This window comes from Stenotrophomonas sp. GZD-301 (genome assembly GCF_049310345.1).
Taxonomy (GTDB): Bacteria; Pseudomonadota; Gammaproteobacteria; order Xanthomonadales; family Xanthomonadaceae; genus Stenotrophomonas.
Genome location: NZ_JBMOWY010000097.1, coordinates 1 through 4980, shown reverse-complemented (window position 1 = coordinate 4980; position 4980 = coordinate 1). Strand labels below are relative to the sequence as shown.

Below are 4980 nucleotides of genomic sequence, written 5' to 3'. Positions count from 1 at the left end.
GACCGTTGGTCGGCTGCCCTTCGCCAAGGCGCCCGGATGGTCCGATCAAAAGCAGCCGACCAACGGTCGGCTCTACCTGGCGGCATTCAGATGCCCGCCGAAGCGCAGCCGACCAACGGTCGGCTCTACCTGGCGGCATTCAGATGCCCGCCGAAGCGCAGCCGACCAACGGTCGGCTCTACCCGGCGGCATTCAGATGCCCCGCCGAAGCGCAGCCGGCCAACAGGCGCCGCCAGCGGTGCAGGCGTTCAGCCCTCGCACTTTTCCTTGCGGCCCATCAGCTTGCCCACGCGCGAGGGCTCATCGCACTTCGGCTTGGGCGGCGGCGGGGCCAGGGCGGCGGCGCGCGCGCGCTGCAGCTGCTGCACCTTGGCGCGGATCTGCGGCATGGCCGCCATCGCGGCCTTCTCGCCTTCGAGGATCGCGTACCCGCGCTGGCTGAAATCGGCCGCGCCGATCTCCAGCACCTTCGGGCGGATGATGATGTCCGCACGCGCCAGTTCCTGCTCGCCAAGGCGCTGGCCCATGATCGAAATGGACTGGTTGACGATGCCGAGCATGCCGGTCGGCGACTTGCCGCTGGCCTTGCTGGAGATGTCCACGGCGATGACGATGTCCGCGCCGAGCTGGCGCGCCGCATCCACCGGCACCGGGCTGACCACGCCGCCGTCGACGAAGCTGTTCTTGCCGATCTTCACCGGTTCGAACACCCCGGGGATGCTGCTGGACGCGCGCACGGCCTGGCCGACGTTGCCGCGCACGAACACCGCGCGCTCGCCGGTATCCAGGTTGGTGGCCACTGCGGCGAAGGGCTTCTTCAGCTTCTCGGCGGGGCGGTTGTCGACCTGCGCATTGACGTAGTCCTGCAGCTTCTGGCCCTGCACCAGGCCACCGGAGAACAGGCGCACGTCGCGGATGCTGGCTTCATCCAGGGCCACGGCCTTGGACTGCATCTCGAAGGCGTCCATGCCGCTGGCATACAACGCACCGACCACGCTGCCGGCGCTGGTGCCCGATACCACCACCGGCTCGAAACCATTGGCTTCAAGCATCTTGATCACGCCGATATGGGCAAAGCCCTTGGCCGCACCACCGCCGAGGGCCACGCCGATCTTCACCGGCTTGGCCTGCGCGACCGGCGTGGCGGCCGGCGGCGGGGTCGGGCGGACGGGATCGCCGCCGCAGCCGGCCAGCAGGCCGAGCAGGGCAACGGACAGCACGAGACGGGTCTGGCGGAAGGCGGTCATGGCATCGGCGGAAAGTGAATGGGCGATAGCATACCGGGTCGTGCCGGCCTCAGAAGCGGTTGTCGCCGTCCAGGATGCGGCCGATCCCGCCCAGTACGGAGCCTTCGCCGCGGCTCTGGCCACCGGCCTGGGGCGCGGCCATCCACATCCGCCCGGCGAGGCGCGAGAACGGCAGCGACTGCAGCCATACCTTGCCGGGGCCGGTCAGCGTGGCCAGGAACACGCCTTCGCCGCCGAACACCATGCTCTTGATCCCGGCCACGCGGCGCACGTCCATATCCACGCTGGCGTGGTAGGCCACCACGCAGCCGGTGTCCACGTCCAGGCGCTCGCCGGCGGCCAGCTCGCGCTCCACCACGCACCCGCCGGCATGGATGAACACCCAGCCGTCGCCCTCGAGCTTCTGCATGATGAAGCCCTCGCCGCCGAACAGGCCGGTCATGATCTTGCGCTGGAACTGCACGCCGATCTGCACGCCGCGCGCGCCTGCCAGGAAGCTGTCCTTCTGGCAGACCAGGCGGCCGCCATGCTGGTCCAGCTTCATCGGCAGCACGGTGCCGGGGTAGGGCGCGGCGAAGGCGACCTTGGCCTTGCCCTGGCCGGTGTGCGTGTAGAGCGTGGCGAACAGGCTTTCGCCGGTCAGCACGCGCTTGCCGGCCGACATCAGCTTGTCCATGAAGCCACCGCCTTGGCCGCTGTGCGAGCCGTCGCCGAACACGGTGTCCATCTGCACCGAGGCATCCTTGAACATCAGTGCGCCGGCTTCGGCGATGGCGCTCTCGCCGGGGTCCAGCTCGATCTCCACGAACTGCATTTCATGGCCGACGATGCGGAACTCGATGTCGTCGGCGCGCTGGCTGCCGCCGGCCGAACCCGGCAGCGGCGGCGGCGCGCCGACCGGGGCGGCGGTGCTGACCAGCAGCTCGGGCACCTCGCCGATCGCCATCCAGCCGCTCATGCCTTCGCACCAGACCAGCGCGCGCGGGTTGCTGCGGGCGTACTGGCGGGCGGCATCGTCGTCGAGCGGTCCAACGCGGTCGGGCTGGGCGGTGCTGTGGAAGTACCACTGGGTCATGGCGATGTACCTGGCTGGAAGGGAGCAGGGCCGGCCGCTGGCCGGCAACCCCGCCATCCTGCCAAATCCGGGCCATGCCCGCGCGGCGGCCTTCACACCCGCGTGGCCGGATCTTGGTAATGAATGACCGGAATTTGCGACGCTGTTGCTGTACTGCAACAATTGTCTGGTAGCGCCGGTCCACCACCCCTCCCAACACAGCCTAAAACGCCATGTTCCCGAACCGCACTGCCCACGGCCGGTTTCCGTCCGTGCACCCGCTCGTCATCGCCCTCGCCGCCCTGCTGCCATTGACGGCCGCAGCCCAGGACGCCCCCGCCGCCAAGGATCCGGTCGCCCTCGATACCCTGCAGGTGACGGCACAGCGCCGTGTGGAAAACGCCAAGGACGTGCCGGTCTCGATCTCGGCCATCCAGGGCGAAAAGCTCGACGTGCTCGGTTCGGCCGGCGACGACATCCGCTTCCTGTCGGCACGCGTGCCCAGCCTGAACATTGAATCGTCCTACGGCCGAGCCTTCCCGCGCTTCTACATCCGCGGCCTGGGCAATACCGACTTCGATCTCAATGCCTCGCAGCCGGTGTCGCTGGTGTACGACGACGTGGTGCAGGAAAGCCCGCTGCTGAAGGGCTTCCCGCTGTTCGATCTGGCCGGTGTGGAAGTGCTGCGCGGCCCGCAGGGCACGCTGTTCGGCCGCAATACCCCGGCCGGCGTGGTGAAGTTCGATTCGGCGCGTCCGTCGCAGGATGCCGATGGTTACATCAAGGTCGCCTACGGCAGCTACAACACCTGGAACACGCAGGGCGCCTACGGCGGCCCGCTGACCGACCGCTGGTCGGCACGCGTGTCGGCGCTGTACCAGCGCCGCGACGACTGGGTGACCAACACCCGCCAGAACGCACCGGCGCAGGGCTTTGAAGGCTACGACGAAGCCGCCGCGCGCGTGCAGTTCCTGTACGAGGGTGACGACGTCGAAGCGTTGTTCAACCTGCACAAGCGCAAGCTCAACGGCACCGCACGTCTGTTCCGCGCCAACATCATCAAGCCGGGCACCAACCAGCTGGTCGAGAACTTCGACCGCGACGAAGTGTCCACCGACGGCGAGAATTTCTCGGACCTGGAAACCTGGGGCGGCAGCGCGCGCCTGCAGTGGAACCTGGGCCGGGTGACGCTGCACTCGATCACCGGTTACGAGACCGCCGAGTCGCTCAACCACGGCGACATCGACGGCGGCTACGGCGCGGCCTTCCTGGGCGCGGGCAACTATGGCCCGGGCTTCATCCCGTTCCCGTCGGAGTCGGCCGACGGCCTGCCGCACCACCGCCAGTGGACCCAGGAATTCCGCGTGGAATCCAACGAGTGGGGCCGCTTCGACTGGCAGGCGGGCGTGTTCTACTTCGATGAAGACGTCACCATCGACAGCTTCAACTACGACTCGCTCACCCCGGGCAATCCGCAGACCGGCCACGCCGTGCAGACCCAGCGCAACAAGGCGTGGGCCGCGTTCGCCTCCGGCGATTTCGACGTGACCGAGCGCTTCAAGCTGCGCGGTGGCGTGCGCTATACGCAGGACAAGAAAGACTTCAGCGCCAGCGTGCTGCAGGCCGTGCAGGGCGGTACGGCGGTCAGCGGCCCGTACATCGCCAAGAGCGATGTCGACGACGTCAGCTGGGACTTGAGCGGTGTGTACCAGATCACCGACAACCTCAATGCCTACGCGCGTGTGGCCAAGGGCTTCCGCGCCCCGTCGATCCAGGGCCGTCTGGCCTTCGGCGGCGTGTCGCAGGCCGATTCGGAGAAGGTGATCTCCTACGAAGCCGGCATCAAGGCCGACCTGTTCGACCGTCGCGCCCGCCTGGGCTTCAACGTGTTCCGCTACAACGTGGACGGCCAGCAGTTGATCGCGGTGGGCGGCAGCAACAACACCGCCACCCTGCTCAACGCCGACAAGACCATCGGCCAGGGCGCCGAGCTGGACTTCGAGGCCTACCTGACCGACCACGTGCTGCTCACCCTGGGCAGCAGCTACAACGACACCGAGATCAAGGACCGCGACCTGGCGGTGGCGATCTGCGGTGGCGGCTGCACCATCACCGACCCGACCACCGTGATCAACGGCGGCACCTACGCGCTGGTCAACGGCAATCCGCTGCCGCAGGCACCGAAGTGGATCCACAACCTGACCCTGCGTGCGGGCTTCCCGATCAACGATGCCAGCGAACTGTACGTGTACACCGACTGGGCCTACCGCAGCGAAGTGAACTTCTTCCTGTACGAGTCCCCGGAGTTCCGCAGCCGTTCGTCGCTGGAAGGCGGCCTGCGCCTGGGCTACAACTGGGATTACGGCCAGTACGACGTGGCCGTGTACGGTCGCAACCTGACCGACCAGGTGCGCGTGGTCGGCGCGATCGACTTCAACAACCTCACCGGCTTCCTCAACGAGCCGCGTACGTTCGGCATGGAGTTCACCGCGAAGTTCTGATGACGCGGCAGGTGCCGACCGCGGGTCGGCACACCTGAAAACAGCGACGGCGCGGAGAAATCCGCGCCGTTTTCTGTTTGACGGCTTCCGATCCTGCGGCACCGGTAGAGCCGACCGTTGGTCGGCTATCGCGCGCAGCGCGGGCTTTGCAATGCCGGAACGGAGAGCAGCCGGGCAG

General features: G+C 67.7%; 3 protein-coding genes. 1 reads left to right on the top strand and 2 read right to left on the bottom strand.

The features are described from left to right. Positions 1 to 248: 248 nt before the first annotated feature. On the bottom strand, positions 249 to 1247 hold the full coding sequence (locus ACO6VK_RS20465) for a patatin-like phospholipase family protein (RefSeq protein WP_422510328.1): 999 nt from the start codon (positions 1245 to 1247) through the stop codon (positions 249 to 251). A 49-nt stretch (positions 1248 to 1296) separates the two neighbouring features. Beyond that, positions 1297 to 2322: a TIGR00266 family protein gene (locus tag ACO6VK_RS20460; RefSeq protein ID WP_422510326.1), complete on the bottom strand. Its 1026-nt coding sequence runs from the start codon at positions 2320 to 2322 to the stop codon at positions 1297 to 1299. Positions 2323 to 2534: 212 nt separating this feature from the next. Here ACO6VK_RS20460 and ACO6VK_RS20455 point away from each other — a divergent pair, with 212 nt between their 5' ends. Next, positions 2535 to 4802 carry a TonB-dependent receptor gene (locus ACO6VK_RS20455; protein WP_422510324.1) on the top strand — a complete coding sequence of 756 codons (2268 nt, stop codon included), beginning with the start codon at positions 2535 to 2537 and terminating at the stop codon, positions 4800 to 4802. Positions 4803 to 4980 lie beyond the last annotated feature (178 nt).